Here is a 19870-nt window from a genome sequence, read left to right as displayed (position 1 = left end):
TTCGAGGTTCGAGGTTCGAGGAAAAGATTGTAGGCGCGATTTTATATCGCGCAATATAAAAATATAACGCGCGAAATAAATTTCACGCCTACATCAAAAAACGTGGGAGCGGCTTTAGCCGTGAATAAAATAAAGCTGTTCGGCGTTAAAACGCTTCCTACACCGTAGGCGTCACGCTTGCTTGGCGCGTCTCAACCACCACACAATACAAGCACCCTCGCGCGAAAAAAATTTCACGCCTACGACAGCTTATGTCACATTTATATCGGACACGTGACCTGACTCGCTAACTTTACTCTCGTAACTAGAAACTCTGGTTTTTAATCTGAAAGCTGACGGCTGATAGCTGACAGCTCGTCATTATTTTGTGAAGATATTTTCGGCACTAAAGTCCCCCCTACGAGCTAGGCCTTTGGTAAAGGCCTGTAAGCAACACCGTTCAGCTTCAAACTGACAGCTGAAAGCTGATAGCTTTCTCTAAAACCTATAACTCACACTGGCATTATACGAACGGCCTTGTCCGGCAAGTTGCTCAAAGCCATTGCTCATATCTTGCTTGTAATTAGCAATGCTTACACCGCCAAGTGGCTGTTGGTAATATTCATCAAGTAAGTTGGTAATTGCTAACTTAAAGGTTAAATTTTGCCACGTTTTCTGGCTTGAGATAGCCAGTAACTGATAACTGTCGGTTTGGTTTTCTAAACGGCGCTCATCAACATGAGTTTTACTATCAACCCATTGCCAGCTCAGTGCGTTTTGCCAGCCTTTGTATTCGTGCTCTAGGCTCAGCTCAGTGTGCAGTGGCATAATTTGATATAAGTCTTCATTGCTATCATCACGCTCACCATGAGTACTGGTTAGTGAGCCTTTTAATTGCCATTTTCCTGCTTGCTTTGAGTTGTAAAGCTCTACCAAGCCCGCCAGTTTTGCACCGTAAAGAGTGGCATCTAGGTTCGTAAAAGTAAGAATATTACGCTTGGTATGCGCCATGTCGGTGCGATTAAAGCTCTTAGTCACTTCAGCATCAATATAATCATTTACTTGCGTGTACCAAACATTTGCCGTTACTTGCCAGCTATCGTCTTTGGCAAGTTTGGTGTAGCTAGAGCTTAACGTATGAGCTGTTTCGGCGTCTAAATCTGGGTTACCAATATAACCATTACCATCACCAAACCAACCAATCATGGTGGTTGCCATCGTACCTACACCCCAGCTATAACGCTCATATAAATTAGGGGCGCGGTTTTTACGAGCTAAACCAAATTGTAGCTCATCGTTGTTCGATAATTGATAGCGAGCAAGTAAACTAATATCAACTAAGGTGTCGTCACGTTTACGGTCTAATTGGTTAAATTCCATCGCAGCTTGGGCGTCGGTTTTTGACATATCCATCATTGAGCCCATATTAGCCATACCGCTCATGCCACCTTCGTTATAAGCCTGCACTTCGCCAGTATCTGTTGTGACTTGCTCAACTCGAACACCTGCCGACACCCACCATGCTTGGTTTACTTGGTTTTGGTACTCCGCAAATGCCGCAAGGCGGTCACGTTTGCCATCGTTAATGTTTACGTATTCATTTGGGCCCATCATCATTGACCCTGTAACCGCTGGCCACCAATCATCAATTCGATAACCGTAATATTCTTGCCCTAGCATTAGTGATGACTGTTTTGATAAGTCAGTGCGCCAATGAACTTGGTAACTGTAATCTTGTGCATCGGTATTCATCGGCATCATGCCGGTTTTCTCATTACTGAAAAACCCCATTTCGTGTTTTACATCATGCGCATTCACTTGCACCTGCAAATCACCATTTTCAAGCTCACGTTGATACTGAGCAACGAAACCATAGCTGGTGTTATCGGTCATATCCATGTATTGATTTGCAAAGCCTTGGTAAGGAATTTTTTGATGCGTCAGCTTAACCACAAGCTGTTGTTTCTCATCACGAACAGCGCCCGTTAACGCATGATTTTGCACTCGATATAAGGTATCAAGTACACGCTCACCATGCCCATCATCATAGCTGTTAGCATCTTCAAAGCTGCCTTGGTAAGACAAGCTAAACTGTTTGCTCGCAAGGCTGGCACCTAGCGCGTATGCTTGGCTATCGTTAACGCTTTTGTACTGGGCGGTAACATAGCCTGCGCGCCAGTTCACTGAGTCTGTATCACTAAATTCAGGGGCAATCGTATTAACTCTAATAACACCGGCAATATTATCACCGCCACTGCTTACCGGTGATACACCAGCAACAACACTGTAAGAGGCAATTTGGTTTGCCGACACATAAGAGAGTGGCGGGTTCATTTGGTTAGCACACGCTGCTGTAACATCAGCACCATCGACTAAAACTTTAACTCTATCGCCCATCATGCCGTTCATTACTGGCAAATTAGACACACCTCCGGCTGCTGAAAAATCAACACCTAAATCTTTCAGTAACGCATCTGCAGAGCCAACTAGTTGATGGTTATTTTGGGCATGACCTTGTACTTCTATTACTTCAATAGAATCATCAGCAAAGGCCGAAATACTTAAAACACAGCTAAGTGCTGCAGCAATTTTAGAAAATAAAAAACCAGGGCGAGAAGATTGCGTGTTCATAACTCTTTTGAAATCAAAGCAAATAATTAATGACGCCGATTATAAAACTCATTAATTAGCCTGAACACGTGACATATTGTCGCACCCTGTCACAGGTAAATAACTTAGCGCAGCACCACTAATGGAATACGGCTATCTTCAAGCATTTTTAAGGTCGTGCTACCTAAAAAGAATTGCCGCCATTTAGAGTGACCAAATGCGCCCATCACCATTAAATCAACGGCGTGGTCACTTTTATATCGCCACAGCGCTTGGTAAACATCGCCATCGAGCATGCGCGCTCTCACATTAAAGCCATTTTCTGCCAGCCTTGCTGAGGCAGTATCAAGTTTGTCTTGGCAGTGACCGTCTTGTTTATCAACCATCACCAAGTGGCAATCTAAGCCAGATAAAATCCCGCCATTGATAATTTGTGTAATCGCTTTGTCGGTACTTTCGCTGCCATCATAAGCCAGCATAAAGTTTGTAGGCTCATGAAATTGCGGCGGCACAATCGCAACCGGGGTATGCACCTGACGGATCAGCGTTTCAATATGCGAGCCCAGTACTTTAAAATCATCGTAATGGCCTTTACCAGAGCGGCCAATAATCATCACACGGGCATTGTCTTCATGTTCAAGTAAGGCATCAACAAGACTCATTGAAAGCTGCTGTTGCTCAATCTCGGTTAGGCCTGCATGCTCAGCTTTTTTCATTGCTTCATCTAGCAATAATTGACCATGCTGCGACGCTACTTTGTTGCGCTCTTGTTCAAGTTTTGCCAATTGCTCTAACAATGAAGTTTGCGAACCTAAACCAATAATTGCGGTTAAATCATCACTGCCCTGCGGCAAAGGTGGCTCTAAAGCATGCAGAAAATTAATTGGATGGCTGGAGCGCTTAGAAATCCAAATAGCCGCTTCTGTCACCGCATCGGTCATGCATGAACCGTCGATACAAGCAAATATCTTTTTCATTGCACTCTCCTTTAAACCAATTTAATTCACCAAGTATAGTTGGCTTTTTCTCTGTATTTATTTTGAACAGCAAAGACTTAAGAAGTTCAGGTTATTTTCTTATAGCAAACAAATATAGAACGTTCCAAAAAGTACTGTATCAACCCCATTAATTTGTATTACAATAGCGCTGGGCACACATCTCTACTCCAGAACAAAGTATTTGTTACTGGCACTTTCAATTATCAAAAATCTATTTTGTTTTTAAATTTATTTTAAAGGAATTACATGACTAACGTAGCCAACTCCCAAGGCAACGCAAGCACGTTTACCATTCTGATAGTATTGGCTTTAGGCACATTCATTTTAGGCCTATCAGAATTTTCTATGATGCCAATGTTGCCCCTGATCAGCGAAACATTTTCGTCTACGCCAGCGCAAAGTGGTTATGCCATCAGCGCTTACGCGATAGGCGTCGTCGTCGGTGCACCGCTATTTATGATCACAACCGCCAACATGCGTAAGCGCAATGCACTGTTGATGTTTGTCAGTATGATGTTTTTATTCAATGGCTTAAGTGCTTTTGCAAACTCGCTTGAGCAACTTATTTTATTTCGCTTTTTAAGTGGTTTACCACACGGTGCCTACTTCGCCGCTGCTATTTTATTGGCTGCCGACATCGCCCCTGCCGATAAACGCGCAAGCTTTATGTCAAAAGTGTTTATGGGTTTAACCATTGCCACTATCGTTGGTGTGCCCATGGTCACCTTAGTGGGGCAAAACTTTAGCTGGCGTTATTGTTTGGCAGGCACCGCTGTACTTGCGTTAGTTGCCTTGGTATTGATTGTGAAATACGTACCTAACGTAAAAAATACCGCGCCAACATCGATTCTCGATGAGTTAAGTGTATTAAAGAACAAGCTCGTATGGACCATTCTAGGTATCATCATTATTGGTTTTGGTGGTGTATTTTGTGTTTACACTTACATTGCCGACACTATTTTAGAAGTCACCCATACCCCTGCTTACACTATCTCTATTGCTATGATCATGTTTGGTATTGGTTGTACTTTAGGTAACTACCTATTAGGTAAAGCCGCCGACCACTCACCGCTGAAAACCACAGGGGCTGCGCTAATTGGTGCTGTAGTATTTGCAGCCAGTTATGTAAGCGCAAGCCATAATATTTGGCTGTTATACGCGGTGATTTTCTTTATTGGTTTTAGTGTTGGTTTAGGTACCGTGATCCAATCGCTATTAATGGATGTATCACCACAAGGGCATGCCATGATTGGTGCGCTAGTACAGTGTGCGTTTAATACTGCCAATGCCATAGGCCCTTGGCTTGGCGGCATGGCTATTGCTGGGGGCGCACTCCCTAGTCAAACAGGCTATGTTTCGGCGGCATTATTCTTAGGTGGCTTTTTAATGTGGTCGTTAAGTGCGATGCAGATGAAAAAACAAAGCTGTAAGCTCTCAAAAATGTAGTAGCGATTTTATATCGCGTAGGATAAATGGCGTTTAACCTGAATGATTTAACATTCGGCGTTAAAACGCCTCCTACGCTATCAGACTTACTCATCCTGAAATATCTCTTCGATACTCAGGTTAAATAAACGCGCGGCTTTAAATGCTAATGGCAAACTTGGGTCAAATTTACCTTTTTCAATCGCATTAATAGTTTGCCTAGACACATCCAAAAGCTCTGCGAGTTTCGCTTGGGTGTAGTTGTGCTCAGCACGAAGCACTTTCAAGCGGTTTTTCATTCTTCGCCCTCGTCGTTTAACTGCTTATTCATCGTTAAAAGACTCACTAAATAGGTTAAGCCCATAAAGAGCACGAGGTGCGATATATCTTCTTTAAAGCTTATTAAACCACTTGATTGCACCACCGAGTAAGCTAAACCAAATACCAAGCTTGCACCCAAGGTAATGGCCATTGCATTAAGGTGCATACGCTGCTGCAGCTCATCCATTCCTTGAAGTTGTCGTTTGTTCGATAAAATCATCATGATGCCAACTACTACATTAATTAAGATTGCTACAACACTAAAAATAGCCTGCTCTTGCCATAAAAAATGCGGCCCAAATGAGGCAATTGCTAAAGTAATCACCCATGCTGATGTCCATTTAGCGAGGTTTAGCGTGTTCTGCTTATTACGTTGTTTAAAGGTTAATCCTGTTTGATTCATTATTCTCACCTTAAAAGTAAAGTAAACTTGACTAAAGATTAACCTAGCAACACAAAAAGTCAAACAAACTTTACAAAAAGTTTTATATACACGACATCAATATGATTTTTTAATGTCAGAAAAGGCAAGGCGCTTGCTGTTGATCTCATAATATTGTATTAATCAAAGTATCCCGTAATCTAATATAAAATCGGTCCAATCGGACTGCGTTTCTAACAATAACAATGAAGATAACACTATGAATACGGCGCTGTTTTTCGTTGGCGAATGGCAAGTTACTCCGGCTACTAATTCAATCAGACGCGGTGAACAAACAAAGCATCTTGAACCCAAGGCGATGGATGTATTACTGCTGCTATGCGAAAAACAAGGTGAGCTACTAACAAGTGAAGAAATTATCAGCCACTGCTGGCCAAATGTAGCGCTCGGTGACAACCCCCTGCATAAAGTGATCACCCAATTACGTAAAGCCTTTGAAGATAAAGCAAGTGATCCGCATTACATAGAAACCATTCGTAAACGTGGTTATCGGGTTATTGCCGAAATCAACTTTCCACTCAACGAAGAACAAAAAGCCAGCCAAACCAGTTGGCAAGGTGATTCGCCCTTTGTTGGCTTAAGTGCGTTTTCACCAGAGCAAGCTGATGTGTTTTTTGGTCGTAACAAACAAATTGCCACCTTGTTACAGCGAGTGTCGGCTCAAATTGAGTTTGGTCGCGCATTTTGCTTAATTTTGGGAGCCAGTGGTTCAGGTAAATCGTCGTTAGTTAACGCAGGTGTATTGCCCGCTTTAATGTCGAGTAATGGCTACGATGGCATTAGAGTACATAGTTACTGCCAACTCGACTTTGCCGATGTCAACAAAGAACGCTTACTGATTGATTTAGCCTCAACCTTGCTCGATTTAGAAATAAACGACGCACCTGTACTTAGCGATATAAGCGCCGATGCGTTGGCTGAATTGTTATTAACAGATCCAGAACAGGTTATTTCTCGCTGTAAAGCAGCACTTGCAGCGCTACAAGCAGAGCGCACTACGCCCTATTTATTTTTATTTATCGACCGGCTCGAAGTGCTATTGTCATCGCCGTTATTTAGCGATGACGAGCGCAACCAGCTGTTAGCACTTATTGAGCGCTTAGCAACAAGTGGCTGCATGATCATTTTTAGTGCCTGTCGTAATGACTTTTACCCGCAAGTAGTGAGTCAACCAAGTTTAATGGCAGGTAAAGCCAATGGCGCACACTTTGACTTATTAGCGCCAACTCGCTCTGAGCTTAAGCAAATGATCCGTTTGCCAGCACTTGCAGCAGGCTTAAGTTGGCAACATCACCCAGAGCATCACACACCGCTTGATGAACAACTTTGTAACGATACTGCCAATAACCCAGATGCATTGCCAATGCTGCAATACACCTTGCAGCAGCTTTACTTGCAGCGCAGCCCAGACAACGAATTATTGTTTTCTGAATACCAAGCCCTTGGCACCATCGAAGGAGCCATCGGCCAAAAAGCCGAACAGGTATTTTGCCAATTACCCAAAGACCAACAAGCTGAACTTGCCGCAGTACTTTCTAAGCTGATCACTTTAAGCCCAGATGGCGAAACACTTACTAGCCGTGCAGCACATTGGAGCGAATTAACCAGCCCTGCCGCGACCAAGCTTGTTCAGGCTATGGTCGACAGCCGCTTGTTTGTATCACACCTTAAAAATGAGCAAGCCTGCTTTAGCCTTGCCCACGAAGCGCTGCTGCGCCATTGGCAACGCGCCATAGATTGGGTGCAAGAGCATCAACAAAGCTTAGCAATTCAAAGCCGTGTGCAACTTGCCACCGAGCGATGGCTGCTAGAACATAAACACAGCGACTTTTTATTAGCCCAAGGCAAACCGCTGCAAGAAGCACAAACCCTAGTTAAAAACCCTATGTTTAGCTTATCGAGCGACGAACAAGCGTTAATCAAAGCTTCTAACAACAAAGCCAAACGTAAAAAACGCGTGTTACAAATAACAGCGGCTGCACTTGTGTGCTTAACCTTTATTGCCACATTTATGAGCGTGCGCAGCTATCACGCCGAACAAATAGCAAAACAAAAACGCCAAGAAGCGGAGAGTTTATTGGGTTTTATGGTTGGTGAATTTGCCGACAAACTCAGAAGCGTAAGGCGTATGGATTTACTGGATGGTATTAGCAACAAAGCCCTTGAGTATTTTACCAATCAAGACGAGGAAGTTGCCTCGTTGTTTGACTTTAGCGATAAACAAGCCCAGTTTAATAACCGTTTTCAATACGCTCAAACCTTAGAGGCCATGGGTGAAGTGGCCTACTCTCGCGGCAAAACCGACGAAGCCTTCACCGCCTTTGAAAATGCGCGAACGCGCCTAGAATCATTACTAAAAATTCAACCCAATAACCTAGATGTTTTAATGCTCGCAGGGGTCAATGCCTTTTGGCTTGGTAATTTAACTTATGAGCAAAGTAATTATTTAGCGACTGAGCCAATGTTCAAACGTTACTTGGCTTACAGTGAAAAAATGTATCAGCTTGCCCCTAATGACTTTAATTCAATTATGGAGCTATCTTACTCACACAATTCACTTGGCTCGCTGTATTTAAAGCAGTTTAATTACGCGCTCGCAAAGCAGAGCTTTACTGAATCTTTAAAACTTAAAAACCAAGCCCTTGAGCTTAAACCTAATAACAAAAATTTATTACGCGATAAGACAGATACTATCAGCTGGATTGCAACCACAGAAGAAAGCCAAGGGAATCTAAACGCTGCACTCGAACTACTTGAACAAGCTTCTCAACAGCTAATCAACATGCTTGAAACGTCACCGAATGATGCAAGCATATATAATTATTTAGCAAACACTTATATGCAGCAAAGCTTTTTATTGAGCTACTTCCCAAATAAGAAAGCGGCATTTTTAAAAGCAGAAAAAGCAACCAATGCGATTAATCAAGCAAGAATACAAGATCCAAAAAATCAAAAGTTTCAACGCACCTTTTATAGATCACTTGCATACCAATTAATGCTGTTAGATAAAAGCAAAAAAAGTGAAAGAGTAAAAGATGTTTTGAGTTACATTAATAACCAAGGGTTTTCAGATACAACCTCAATAAATATTCAAATTGGGGTGATTCATTATTATATCAATCGAAACCTTTTAAGAGAAGCCGAAGACCTTTTGTTAAAGTTAGAAAGCAACTCAGACTTTATAGAGAGAATTTCTGACACTAGCAAAATAGAAAACCTCGCTGCTCTGATAAAGGTTAATTTAATTAAAGCAAAGCTTGCTGAAGACAAGATAGCAAGACAACAAGCATGCCAAGAAGCTATTAATGCAATTGAAGAAAATAATAACGGCGATAAAAGTATAAAAAGAACTTACCCACTTATTAAAGCCTACACCTGTTTAAACAAGGAAAGTGAGGTAGGTACAATTAAAAGTAAACTAATAGAGTTAGGTATTACTAACTTTGATCTATAAAAAACAACTAGAAGGTAATAACAATGAGCGAAAGTCAAACTTACAATTTTTCAGTGAATATTAAACTTAACACTGAAAATGAAGCTTTATTCACATACTTCCAAGACGGTCAGCAAGTTTCTGGTGGCGGCACTGTGAATGAAAGAAACAGCCTAGGTATTTATACACTTGATGATGCAACAGTGGATGCTGGCTTTCAATTTACAGGTGCTAAATTTGCAAACCTTGAAGGTGATTGCGAGCAAGACTTTAGCTTTAAAGTCACTAACAATGGTCAAACAATTGAGATTGCCGATTCAGATGAAAATAGCGGTACTGCGTGTATGATTTTCATCGTAGAGTGCAATGGCACAAGCTATGAAAGTGCAGATCCACAAGTTGAGAACGAAAAAGAAAACTAAAAGCCTCTCGTGAAAAGCTCCTTTTTAGGAGCTTTTTTACATTATAAAACAACAAATTAAAACCAGAAGATTACCGGAAGGTTAATTTGCACTTTTTTAAGTAACTTTATAGACACCAAAATCGTTTGCATCGGCAAAAAGGAAACGAACGTGTCTACTAATAAAAATGAACAACCAAGCACTGCAAAACCAGAAGCGAAAAACGCACTACCGCAGTCTATCAATTCAGAGCAACTTGCGCTGATTGCCCAAATGTTTCAGAACATTCCTGAGGGAGTGTTTATCATTAATGGCCAAGGCACGTTTGAATTTGCAAACCCGATGGCAGCACAGCTTTTAGGTGACAACCAAGAAGCGTTAATCGGGCAAAACATTTTACATTACCTACACGACACCGACCGTGATAAATACATGTATACTCTACTCAGTTGGTTAGACCATAAAGACTCGCCGATAAGTCTTGGGCCAAACGAAGTTAAAATAAACCGTGCCGACAGTAAAACCCTTGAGGCGGATTTATGTATATCGAGCCTGCCAAAAAACATTGCTGTTGCAGAAAATTTATTTATTTGTGTATTACATGATTTATCATCACACAAAGAACAATATAACCGCTTAATTAAACAGGCTACCACTGACCACTTAACCGGCCTTGCAAATAGATTAACTCTTGAGGAATCATTAAAAGAGCATTGGCAAGAAAGCGTACAAACCAACCAAGCCATTAGCACTATATTAATCGACATTGATTACTTTAAATTATTTAACGACCGATTTGGTCATGTAAAAGGCGATAAATGCTTACAAAAAGTAGCCAGTATAATCGCAGAATCACTCCCTTCTCGCGATTGTTTAGCAGCGCGTTATGGCGGTGAAGAATTTGCTATTATATTACCCCGTTGTCAAAAAGACACAGCCGCCGCTATTGCTAAACATATTCAAATAAAAATAAATAACATGCCATTTACTGACATAGGATTACCGAGTGATTTAAGAATAAGTGTAAGCCAAGGAATTGCTTGCGAGTTCAATAATCAATATCGTACTTCAGAGGCATTAATTTGTGCAGCAGATACTGCTTTATACCGAGCAAAAACAGAGGGCAGAAATAAAATAAGCATTAGCGCGTAAACATAACAGTAACAATAAAAACATAAATTCAACAACAATCATAAGTAACACATATACTATATTTTAATGTTATTTGTTTGTTCCCGTTTCGTATTATAGACTAAATTCAGTTAGATAAGTCAGATGGGAACAATAATGACATTATTCAAAAAATTACCTTTGCAACTTGCAATCGCAAGTACGTTAGCTGCATCAGCGACTGCAATCGCTGCTGAGCAAAATACAGAAGATACAGCAAAAGATATTGAGGTTATCTCTGTTACAGGTACACGTAGGAGTTTACGTAGCCTTTCTGAAAGTACAGTGCCAGTTGATCTACTAACAAGCCGCGACTTAGCAAGTACTGGTCAGCTTGAAATTAGCCAAGTACTTGCTTCACAGTTACCAAGTTTTAATTACCCTAGCGCCACTCTTGCCGATGGTACTGATCATGCAAAACCAGCCGTTTTACGTGGCCTTGCTCCTGATCACACTCTGGTATTAGTAAACGGTAAACGTCGCCATGCAGGTGCACTATTAAACTTAGGTGGCACAGTGGGTCGTGGCTCGACGGCCGTTGATTTAAACAATATTCCTACTTCAGCTATTAAGCGCGTTGAGATTCTTCGCGATGGTGCTGCAGCACAATATGGCTCTGATGCCATTGCTGGCGTGATCAATATTGTACTAAAAGACGCTGATGAGGGCGGTAGCGTTAGCTACACTTACGGTGAATACGACACGCAAATGGCTGGCTCGCCGCAACTACTAAGCACAAGTGCTGATAACGATGGTAACTTGAGCTTTGCAAAAGGCAGTGATCGTAAATTAAACGATGGTATATCACGAACAGCAAGTGCGAATGCCGGTTTTGCTTTAGGTGATAGCGGCTTTATAAACATCTCTATTGAATCTCGCAATAACGAGCCAACAAACCGCTCGGGAATTGATCAACGCGAGCAATACAGTCGTGATGAAAATGGCAACCTAGACTCACGTGAATTTGATTTCGACCGTTACAATCATCGTTTTGGTAAAGCCGATATCGAAGACTATGCACTTTTTTATAATCTAGGTTACGAGTTTGATAACTCACTATCACTTTACTCGTTTGCTAGTTACTCAAACCGTAAAGGTAATTCGGCAGGCTTTTATCGCCGTGCCAAAGACTCTCGTAACTTAACCGAAGTATACCCTAACGGCTTCTTACCTGAAATAGATACGGATGTTGATGACTATTCATTTGCGATCGGTGTTAACGGCGAAACCAATGACTGGGCATGGGATGTAAGTACCAATTATGGTCGCAACGATTTCGGCTTAGGGGTCAGTAATAGCTTAAATACGTCGATGGGTGTTAGCAGCCCAACTGAATTTGATAACGGCGCCCTTGTTTATGAGCAATACTTAATTAACATGGATGCCAGCAATACTCTTGACCTTGGCTTACCTGATGATGTGTTTGTTACCGTGGGCGCTGAGTATCGTCACGAAAATTATCAAATCAAAGCAGGTGAAGAGGCTTCATACATCACCGTATTGGATGACGATGGCAACCCTGTTGCTGCTGGTGGCGCACAAGTGTTAGCTGGTTTCTCTCCAGAAAGTGCAACTGACGAAAGCCGCCATAACATTGCGGTATTTGCTGAGTTTGATACTTACCTAACAACAGATTGGAATCTAGTGTTGGCTGGTCGTTTTGAAGATTACAGCGATTTTGGCAGCACTTTTACCTCTAAACTAGCTACGCGCTACAGCATTAACGAGTCATTGTCGTTACGCGGTGCAATTAGCACAGGTTTTAGAGCGCCTTCACTTGCACAAACTTCTTATAAATCAGTAAGTACTGTATTTGAAAACGGTATTCCAAGTGAGGTCGGTTTATTCCCAGTTGATGAACCTGCAGCCCAAGCTCTAGGGGCACGCAAACTTGATGCTGAAGAATCAGTTAATATGACGGCGGGTTTTATCTTTACGCAAGGCGGTTTTAGCCTGACGCTTGACGCATATCGCATTGAAATTGACGACCGTATCGTATTGTCTGAAAACTTAAGTGGTCCCGAAGTTGAAGCGATTCTAGCTGCAGCTGGTGAACAAAACACTCAAAGCGTTCGATATTTTACAAACGCTATTGATTCACGTACGCAAGGTGTTGATATTGTAGCTACCTACTCATTAGGTTTAGAAAACTATGGTGATTTACGCTTAAGTGCTGCGGTTAACTTTAACGACACAGAAGTCACACACGTTAAAGAAAACCCAGCAGAGCTAGAAGCACTAGGTGATAACTATCAATACTTCGCACGTCGTGAAATCACTCGCTTTGAAGAAGGCACTCCTGCTGATAAGTGGAACCTATCTGCAACATGGGATTATGAAAACTTTCAGACCACATTACGTGCAACCCGTTATGGCGAAGTCGTTGACACTTCAAGTACGCCTGAAGGTGATGAAATTATTGATGCTAAATGGATCACTGACTTAGAGGTAGCTTATCGTCCCGATGAGCAGTGGAAATTTGCATTAGGCGCTAATAACCTATTTGATCAGTACCCTCAAGATACTGTAAGCAATATAGGTTATAGTGATTTCAATCAAATTTTTACCTACAGTGCATTTACGCCATACAGTTTAGATGGTCGTTTTGTTTACGGTAACATCACTTATAGCTTTTAAAAAATAGGGCGTGAAAGCAGTAATTGCTAACACGCCCTAACCTACAATGATGGGTTGCTTAATTAATCTGAATAGTGTGGTAGGCCAATAAAGTGCCATCACTATTTTGTGCTGTATTTAAAATAAACTGCTCATAATCACTACCAAACACGTTATCGTTGCTAGCAAGGGTTGTATCTTGTTCACCACGTGATTTGTAATCGCTATGAGTGGTACAAATTTCTTTTGCAAACGCATCTGTAAAACAAAACTGACTAATTACATAGTCGTTATTGTTGTTCGACACTTTAAAATGAATATGAATAGTTCGCCCCGAATACCAACCTGGAAAATGCGTTTTAAAGTTCACACGACCACTACTATCTGTGATCAATGAACCTCGGTACCAGGTGCTTGCCTCAGCTTCGGTATCGCCATCAGTACAGAAATCACCCGCAAAACGTGAGCTATCAGAACTACTACTTGTATCACCCGAGTAAATACCGCGGGTATCACAGTGCCAAACCGATATTTCGTAATTTGCTAATGGGTTACAGTCACTATCAATTAACTGTAAACAAAGCATCATAGGCAAACCAGTTAAGCCATCCGAAATATCTTCGTCTGAATCAGCTTGGAAGTAACAGGGGCCTTCTGTTGTTGCTTTAGTTAGTGCTAACACACATGCGGTGGATGTTTCAAAAATACTGTCATCCGGAAAGTCATCAGTAATAAGCGCTGTTGTGCCCGATACATATTCACTGTCGTTCGTGGTTGTTGTATCGCCTGTATCAGTGCTGGTGCCTGTGCCCGTTGATGTGTCGGTGCCTGAGGTTGTGTCCGTTGACGATATTGTGTCTGAGTTACAGCCTAAAAATGCCAACATAGGCACAGTAGCAAGAGAAACCCCTAATGTTTTTAGCATTTTTCTACGAGTATAAAGTTCAGGTTTTAAAGTCACCTTGTGCCCCTTCGTTAACTTGAATAATTAGCGTCGAGTATAAAGAACAAATGTAGAGACTTTGTGTAGAAAAAGTGGTGCTTTTATAGAGTGATTAGGATGCACATGCCAAAAAATAGACATTTATAGTATATTCAATTTTGGCTATTACATTTTACTATTATACCTATGAAGTTAATTCACAAACTCTTAATTACGAATCTTATTATTACGTTGCTGCTGGTACTGACCATGTTTGGTCTTAATGCAATAACTAATAAGCGTATGCTCAATAGTGTATTTGAGGATATAGACAACGAAGCATTTAACCTTATAGCCACTGAAATTAGCCAGCAGTACCAGCAAACGGGTTCGATTGGTATGTTTATCGACTCTAAAGCTCTGTGGTATGAGCTAATTAACCGCAATTTTCACTCAAGCCGTTTATTGTTTTCGCCGAACAGACCAAAACCAAGAGAGCCCAGACCTTTTTCACTAGAAGGCCCCCCTCAAAAGCACATGCAAAATGAGGGAATGCCACCACCTCGCAATAAACCGATGGCTGATGACTTTATGCCTTTTGAAAAACGCCTCAGCTTGCTTGATGCAAAAGGCAAAATATTGATTGCAGGCAATACCGATACTGAGGTCGTGAACGAGCAAGAAATCACTCACAATGGTGCCGTTGTTGCAGTGCTGCAGTTGCATGCTAACGGTAACCATGTCAGCGCGCTTACTCAGCATTACCTTAATACACAAATTAATATCAGTTTGTGGACAGCGGGGATTGGTTTATTAATTGCTTTATTGTTTAGTTACTTACTCGCACGTCATTTTACTAATCCTATTTCACAACTAAAAGAAGGTGCAAAAGCCCTTGCTGAGCGCGAGTTTGAGACCAAAATTACAGTAAATAGTAGCGATGAATTCGCCACCTTAGCGGAAGATTTCAACCGTATTGCCACAGAGCTTAGGCGTTTTGAATCGCAGCAAAGTCAATGGATTATGGATATTTCTCATGAACTGCGTACGCCTTTAACTATTTTAGAGGGCGAACTTGAAGCAATTAACGATGGCATTATCGAACCCAACCAAAAAGCGATAAGTTCACTACAAGAAGAAGTGGCGCTGTTAAGTCGACTTGTGAACGACTTACATAAAGTCAGCACACTTGACAGATACAGCTTCAACTACCAGATGGAAGAGATTGATTTTAATACCTTAGTAACTTTACAAGCGCATAAATATGCCTTTAAATTTCAATCAAAAAACATCACCCTCAATGCAACCTTATCTGAGCAACCCGTAATAATTTTGGCTGATCAGAATCGTATTACACAAGTACTACAAAACATTTTAGAAAATAATTTACGCTATACCGATGAACAGCAAAAAGTCTGGTTAGATTTAACCGTGTCTAAGCATCATGTATTTTTGTCGATAGAAGATTCTGGCCCCGGTGTCCCCGATGAAGCCCTTGAAAAACTGTTTGATCGTTTATATCGCACCGATAGCTCTCGCAACAGAAAAACCGGCGGTTTTGGCCTAGGTTTGGCGATTTGCCAAACAATTGTTGAAGCCCACCAAGGAAAAATAAATGCAACTAAAAGCCGGTTAGGCGGTCTGTGTATAACGTTAAAACTCCCGCTTGCAGAGGCGTAATAATATGTCAGAAACCATAGCAAAACAGCATATTCTCGTTATTGAAGACGAAGTTAAAATTGCCGAACTAATAGAAAAGTATTTATATCTGGAAGGGTTTAAAACAAGCTTAATTCACGATGGCACCTGCGCACTTGATGCTGTTAATGAGCTAAACCCTGACCTAATTATTCTCGATATCATGTTGCCAGGCACTAACGGCATCGAGCTGTGTAGCAAGATAAGACAATACAGTGATGTGCCTATTATTATGCTTACGGCACGGGTTGAAGAAATTGACCACTTAATTGGTTTTGATGTCGGTGCCGATGACTATGTTACTAAACCATTTAAACCAAAAGAGTTAATGGCACGTGTAAAGGCTATTTTAAAGCGCCGCCGTATGCCAACTACCGCACCAAATACGCTCAAAGCGGGCAATATTATTGTTGATCCGAGCGAATACAAAGTACTGGTAAATAATGCAGAGCTAAAACTAACAATTAATGAATTTAGCTTATTAAAAATATTAATTGCCTCACCCAATAAGGTTTTTTCACGCCAAGATTTACTAACCATGACCCAAGGGAAGTACTTTGAAAGCTACGAGCGTAGTATTGATTCACACATTAAAAACTTGCGTAAAAAGCTGACACAAGCCGACCCTAATAGTCATTACATTGAGTCAATTTATGGTGTGGGATATAAATTTAAAACTTAAACAACCTTTTTCATACTTGCGACGACTAACTAAATAACATAACCCTGTAGGATATCATTATGAATTTAGTACGCATCAGCGCAAGCGCACTCTTAATTGCTGCCACTACCGCTTGTATCGGCCTCTCTAATGCCAGTACAGCGAACGACCAAGGTGATTATCGCGTTATCACTTTTAAAGACTGTAAAAAGGTGAGCGAAATTACCCTCAATAACGAACAGATTGCTGCATACCTAGAGCTTAAACATGAGCAAGTAAAATTAGAAGCGCTAGAGCAACCAATTAGCAACATAGAACAACAAGTGACTGAGTACTCTGAGCAAATAAAAGCGATCGCCGAAAAAGCTGTTATTGAAGACGAGAATCACCTGCGAATTAATAAAAGCTTATTAAAAGAGCAAGATAAGTTGGCTACAGAGCTCAATAAACTGATGGCTGCTCATGATGCCGATTTTAAAGCGCTAGAGCAGCAAGCAAAGTTAATTGAACATGCCGCTAAGCAGTTTGATAAAACTATGAAACCTTTGATGGAGCAAGGCGATTCAACCCATCTACAAATTTTAGCGCCGGGTGAAGATGAAAAATCTGGGTGTTTTTACACTATCTAAAGCACATTACTAAGATGTGCATAAAGTTTCGCATGTGATTGACGAATGTCTTCTTTATGCACTTGTTTAAACCACTTTAAAGCCTGTGCTGGCTTGCCAGCTTGCCAATTGATTTCAGCAAGGCGTAATTTATAAATAGCAACTGCGTTGCGATCTGAGTCCGTGTCCATGAATTTGAGTGACTGCACATAAACATGATCAGCTTTCACATAATCAGCAAGAAGTTGATGAGTACGGGCTAAGTTACCTAATGCTACAGAAATCTTACGATTATGATTAGTTTTTAAAATCCAATCAGCTGCAATTTGTCGGTTTACAAGTGCACCATCTATATCCCCTAATGAATGAAAAACATTCGCTTTATTCGACGCTAATTCAAAATGAAAAATGGGGTCTTTGCTTTTGCCAAAACGGCGCTCTGCCCTATCAAGAATTTGCAACGCTGTTTCTTTATTACCAAACACAAATTGCAAATTGGCCAGCTCGACCATACGCATCGGATTACCAAACGAATCAAAAATAGCTTGTAGCTTTTCAAACGCTTTCGTCGCATATTTATGACCAGTTTCTGAGTCACCTAAATAGTGTGTTGATTTTGCGTAATAAAAGTAAACTTGTACTTGAAAGACGACTGGCAATTCTTCACTTGTAATAAAAGGCTCAGCGCGATCCTTTAAAGTTTGAAATTCCATTTTGTCGTAGAAGTAATCTAACTGATACGATTTAATCTCATACCAACGCGCAGAGCCAATCTCGCTGCTGGCAAGCTGCTGATTAATGTAATCTAGGCAACTAATTTGCGATTGCCGCTCACAAAACATCTCATGATCACTAAAGTTTTCAGAGGCTGAGGCATTAAAACTAGATAACCCCAGCAATAACATGGCTAACTTTTTCTTCATCCACAATTATCTCAGTGATAACACCTTCAGAAAGCTAACAAAGTTTAATGCTTTATAACAGTATTTTTTAACTAAATTAATAAATGTAACCAACAATAGTTCTAATCCAGTATCTTAATAGAGACGCTAAATAATGAATAAATTCGAATAGTCACTTGTATAAGTTAGAACAATTCAACTTGGACCTTTGATGGCAAAGCAAAACGTCGTGATATTGGAATTGTAGGTAATTGCAACCAATACCCGTAAAGAAACAGCATAATCGAAATGAAGCTGGCTAATTATCTTAGCCAGCGCATTAACCACTTAAAGTAAAAGAAGACTACCCAGGCCAAGGAAAGTGACAAAACCAACAATATCGGTGACTGTGGTAAGGATCACAGAACCTGAAAGGGCTGGATCAATTTTAAGCTTATCTAAAATCGATGGGATCACCACCCCTGATAACGACGCGGCAACTAAGTTAAGTAAAATAGCGATAGTGATTGTTAAACTTAACATACCATCGTTGAACCAAAAATAAGTGAGTACACCAATCACAAAGGCCCAAACACAGCCGTTTAATGCCCCTACTCTTAGCTCTTTCTTTAACAGTGCTTTGCGGTTGGAGTCGGTAACCTGACCAAGAGCTAGACCGCGTACAATAACCGTTAACGTCTGACTACCTGCAATCCCACCCATAGAGGCAACAACTGGCATCAGTACCGCCAGCGCAACCACTTGCTCTATGGTTGCGCCAAACAAACCAATAAACCAAGATGCTAGAAATGCCGTTGCTAGGTTTATACCAAGCCAAATACCGCGGTTTTTTGCCGACTTAGTGACACTTGAGAACAGATCCTCGTCTTCACGAAGACCACCGGCTTTTGCAGCGGCTTCGTCGGTCACTTCTTGACGCAATTCATAAGCAGATGACACTGACAATCGGCCTAATAATTTGTTATCGGCATTCACAACAGGCATCGCCATTTGCTCACTGTGAATAACCACTTCAGCAGCTTCGTATAAGTCGTCATCAGCATGTAAAGCCGATACATCAAGGTTCGCGTAATCAAGCAGGCTGTCGTTATCATTAGCTTTGAATAATGCATTAATTGCCACTTCACCAATAAGTGTACCCTTACGGCTAACCAAATAAATCACCTCAGTGTATTGCGGTAAGCCTTTTTGAAAAATTTTACGCGCGCCAGCCACGGTGAGTTTTTCTGATACTTTTAGCGCATCAAAATCGAGCCAGTGACCTAACTGCTCTGGGTTATATTGCTGTGCAAGGTCGTACTGCTTTGTTTGAACTTCATCAAGTTGTTTACGTGCATAATCAACAAAGCGCTCAGGAATAATTTCTTCGAGTTCAAGTAATTCTTCTACGCTCACTTCGTCAAGTAGCTTAAAACCTTCAGCTTCATCTAAGCTTTGCAATAACCAGCGACAGCTATCACCGCCTAAGTTAATGAAGATTTCATGTTGCGTGTCTTCATCGAGTAATTGCCAAATCTCTAGACGTTGTTCTTTAGGTAGCGCTTCAAACAATAACGATAAATGTTCTGTAGAAAGCTTTTCTTTAGCATCAGTAAGTAACTTATTTTTGCGTGTTGTGGTGTCACACTGAAGCAAGTCATCAATTAACTGGGGAAGTTGGTCAACAGGATACTCAATCATTTGA

General features: G+C 41.1%; 15 protein-coding genes. 8 read left to right on the top strand and 7 right to left on the bottom strand.

All coding sequences use genetic code 11. The features are described 5' to 3' along the window. Positions 1-477 precede the first annotated feature (477 nt). Together CWC02_RS17245 and CWC02_RS17240 are read right to left on the bottom strand one after the other, a co-directional pair. Complete coding sequence (locus tag CWC02_RS17245) at positions 478-2610, bottom strand: TonB-dependent receptor (protein WP_138619568.1); 2133 nt, start codon at positions 2608-2610, stop codon at positions 478-480. 104 nt (positions 2611-2714) lie between these two features. Beyond that, on the bottom strand, positions 2715-3566 hold the full coding sequence (locus CWC02_RS17240; protein ID WP_062565077.1) for a universal stress protein: 852 nt from the start codon (positions 3564-3566) through the stop codon (positions 2715-2717). A gap of 267 nt (positions 3567-3833) precedes the next feature. On the opposite strand from CWC02_RS17240, the gene CWC02_RS17235 reads away from it, so the two are divergent. Further along, the gene (locus CWC02_RS17235) at positions 3834-5033 is read left to right on the top strand and encodes an MFS transporter (protein WP_138619567.1); all 1200 of its coding nucleotides are present in this window, start codon (positions 3834-3836) and stop codon (positions 5031-5033) included. Between the two features lie 86 nt (positions 5034-5119). On the opposite strand, the gene CWC02_RS17230 is transcribed toward CWC02_RS17235, so the two are convergent. Both CWC02_RS17230 and CWC02_RS17225 read right to left on the bottom strand, forming a co-directional pair. Further along, positions 5120-5311, bottom strand: coding sequence for a helix-turn-helix transcriptional regulator (locus CWC02_RS17230; protein ID WP_054551820.1), 192 nt, complete (start codon positions 5309-5311; stop codon positions 5120-5122). Next, positions 5308-5736: a hypothetical protein gene (locus CWC02_RS17225; protein ID WP_062565075.1), complete on the bottom strand. Its 429-nt coding sequence runs from the start codon at positions 5734-5736 to the stop codon at positions 5308-5310. Before CWC02_RS17225 ends, CWC02_RS17230 begins: the two co-directional genes overlap by 4 nt. Before the next feature lie 238 nt (positions 5737-5974). On the opposite strand from CWC02_RS17225, the gene CWC02_RS17220 reads away from it, so the two are divergent. From CWC02_RS17220 to CWC02_RS17205, 4 genes are all read left to right on the top strand, one after another. Further along, the gene (locus tag CWC02_RS17220) at positions 5975-9229 is read left to right on the top strand and encodes an nSTAND1 domain-containing NTPase (protein WP_138619566.1); all 3255 of its coding nucleotides are present in this window, start codon (positions 5975-5977) and stop codon (positions 9227-9229) included. A 23-nt stretch (positions 9230-9252) separates the two neighbouring features. After that, positions 9253-9630: a DP-EP family protein gene (locus CWC02_RS17215; protein WP_138619565.1), complete on the top strand. Its 378-nt coding sequence runs from the start codon at positions 9253-9255 to the stop codon at positions 9628-9630. 150 nt (positions 9631-9780) lie between these two features. Next, on the top strand, positions 9781-10761 hold the full coding sequence (locus CWC02_RS17210) for a GGDEF domain-containing protein (RefSeq protein ID WP_249364127.1): 981 nt from the start codon (positions 9781-9783) through the stop codon (positions 10759-10761). Positions 10762-10896: 135 nt separating this feature from the next. Next, complete coding sequence (locus CWC02_RS17205; RefSeq protein WP_138619563.1) at positions 10897-13416, top strand: TonB-dependent receptor plug domain-containing protein; 2520 nt, start codon at positions 10897-10899, stop codon at positions 13414-13416. 58 nt (positions 13417-13474) lie between these two features. Here CWC02_RS17205 and CWC02_RS17200 read toward each other — a convergent pair whose 3' ends face one another. Beyond that, positions 13475-14356 (bottom strand): dioxygenase family protein, encoded by an 882-nt coding sequence (locus CWC02_RS17200; protein WP_249362600.1) that lies wholly within the window; start codon positions 14354-14356, stop codon positions 13475-13477. 168 nt (positions 14357-14524) lie between these two features. On the opposite strand from CWC02_RS17200, the gene CWC02_RS17195 reads away from it, so the two are divergent. Genes CWC02_RS17195 through CWC02_RS17185 form a run of 3 tightly spaced genes read left to right on the top strand, consistent with a single transcriptional unit; the run spans position 14525 to position 17305 of the window. Continuing rightward, the gene (locus CWC02_RS17195; protein ID WP_138599937.1) at positions 14525-15997 is read left to right on the top strand and encodes an ATP-binding protein; all 1473 of its coding nucleotides are present in this window, start codon (positions 14525-14527) and stop codon (positions 15995-15997) included. 4 nt (positions 15998-16001) lie between these two features. Further along, positions 16002-16697: a response regulator transcription factor gene (locus CWC02_RS17190; protein ID WP_200909086.1), complete on the top strand. Its 696-nt coding sequence runs from the start codon at positions 16002-16004 to the stop codon at positions 16695-16697. 59 nt (positions 16698-16756) lie between these two features. Next, the gene (locus CWC02_RS17185) at positions 16757-17305 is read left to right on the top strand and encodes a hypothetical protein (protein WP_138619561.1); all 549 of its coding nucleotides are present in this window, start codon (positions 16757-16759) and stop codon (positions 17303-17305) included. On the opposite strand, the gene CWC02_RS17180 is transcribed toward CWC02_RS17185, so the two are convergent. Together CWC02_RS17180 and CWC02_RS17175 are read right to left on the bottom strand one after the other, a co-directional pair. After that, complete coding sequence (locus tag CWC02_RS17180) at positions 17302-18207, bottom strand: tetratricopeptide repeat protein (protein ID WP_138619559.1); 906 nt, start codon at positions 18205-18207, stop codon at positions 17302-17304. The two genes, CWC02_RS17185 and CWC02_RS17180, sit on opposite strands and share 4 nt — an antisense overlap. A gap of 306 nt (positions 18208-18513) precedes the next feature. Then, the gene (locus CWC02_RS17175) at positions 18514-19866 is read right to left on the bottom strand and encodes a magnesium transporter (protein ID WP_138619557.1); all 1353 of its coding nucleotides are present in this window, start codon (positions 19864-19866) and stop codon (positions 18514-18516) included. Between the last annotated feature and the right edge of the window lie 4 nt (positions 19867-19870).

The organism is Pseudoalteromonas sp. S2721 (genome assembly GCF_005887425.1).
Taxonomy (GTDB): Bacteria; Pseudomonadota; Gammaproteobacteria; order Enterobacterales; family Alteromonadaceae; genus Pseudoalteromonas; species Pseudoalteromonas simplex.
This window is presented reverse-complemented; position numbering and strand designations above follow the sequence as displayed.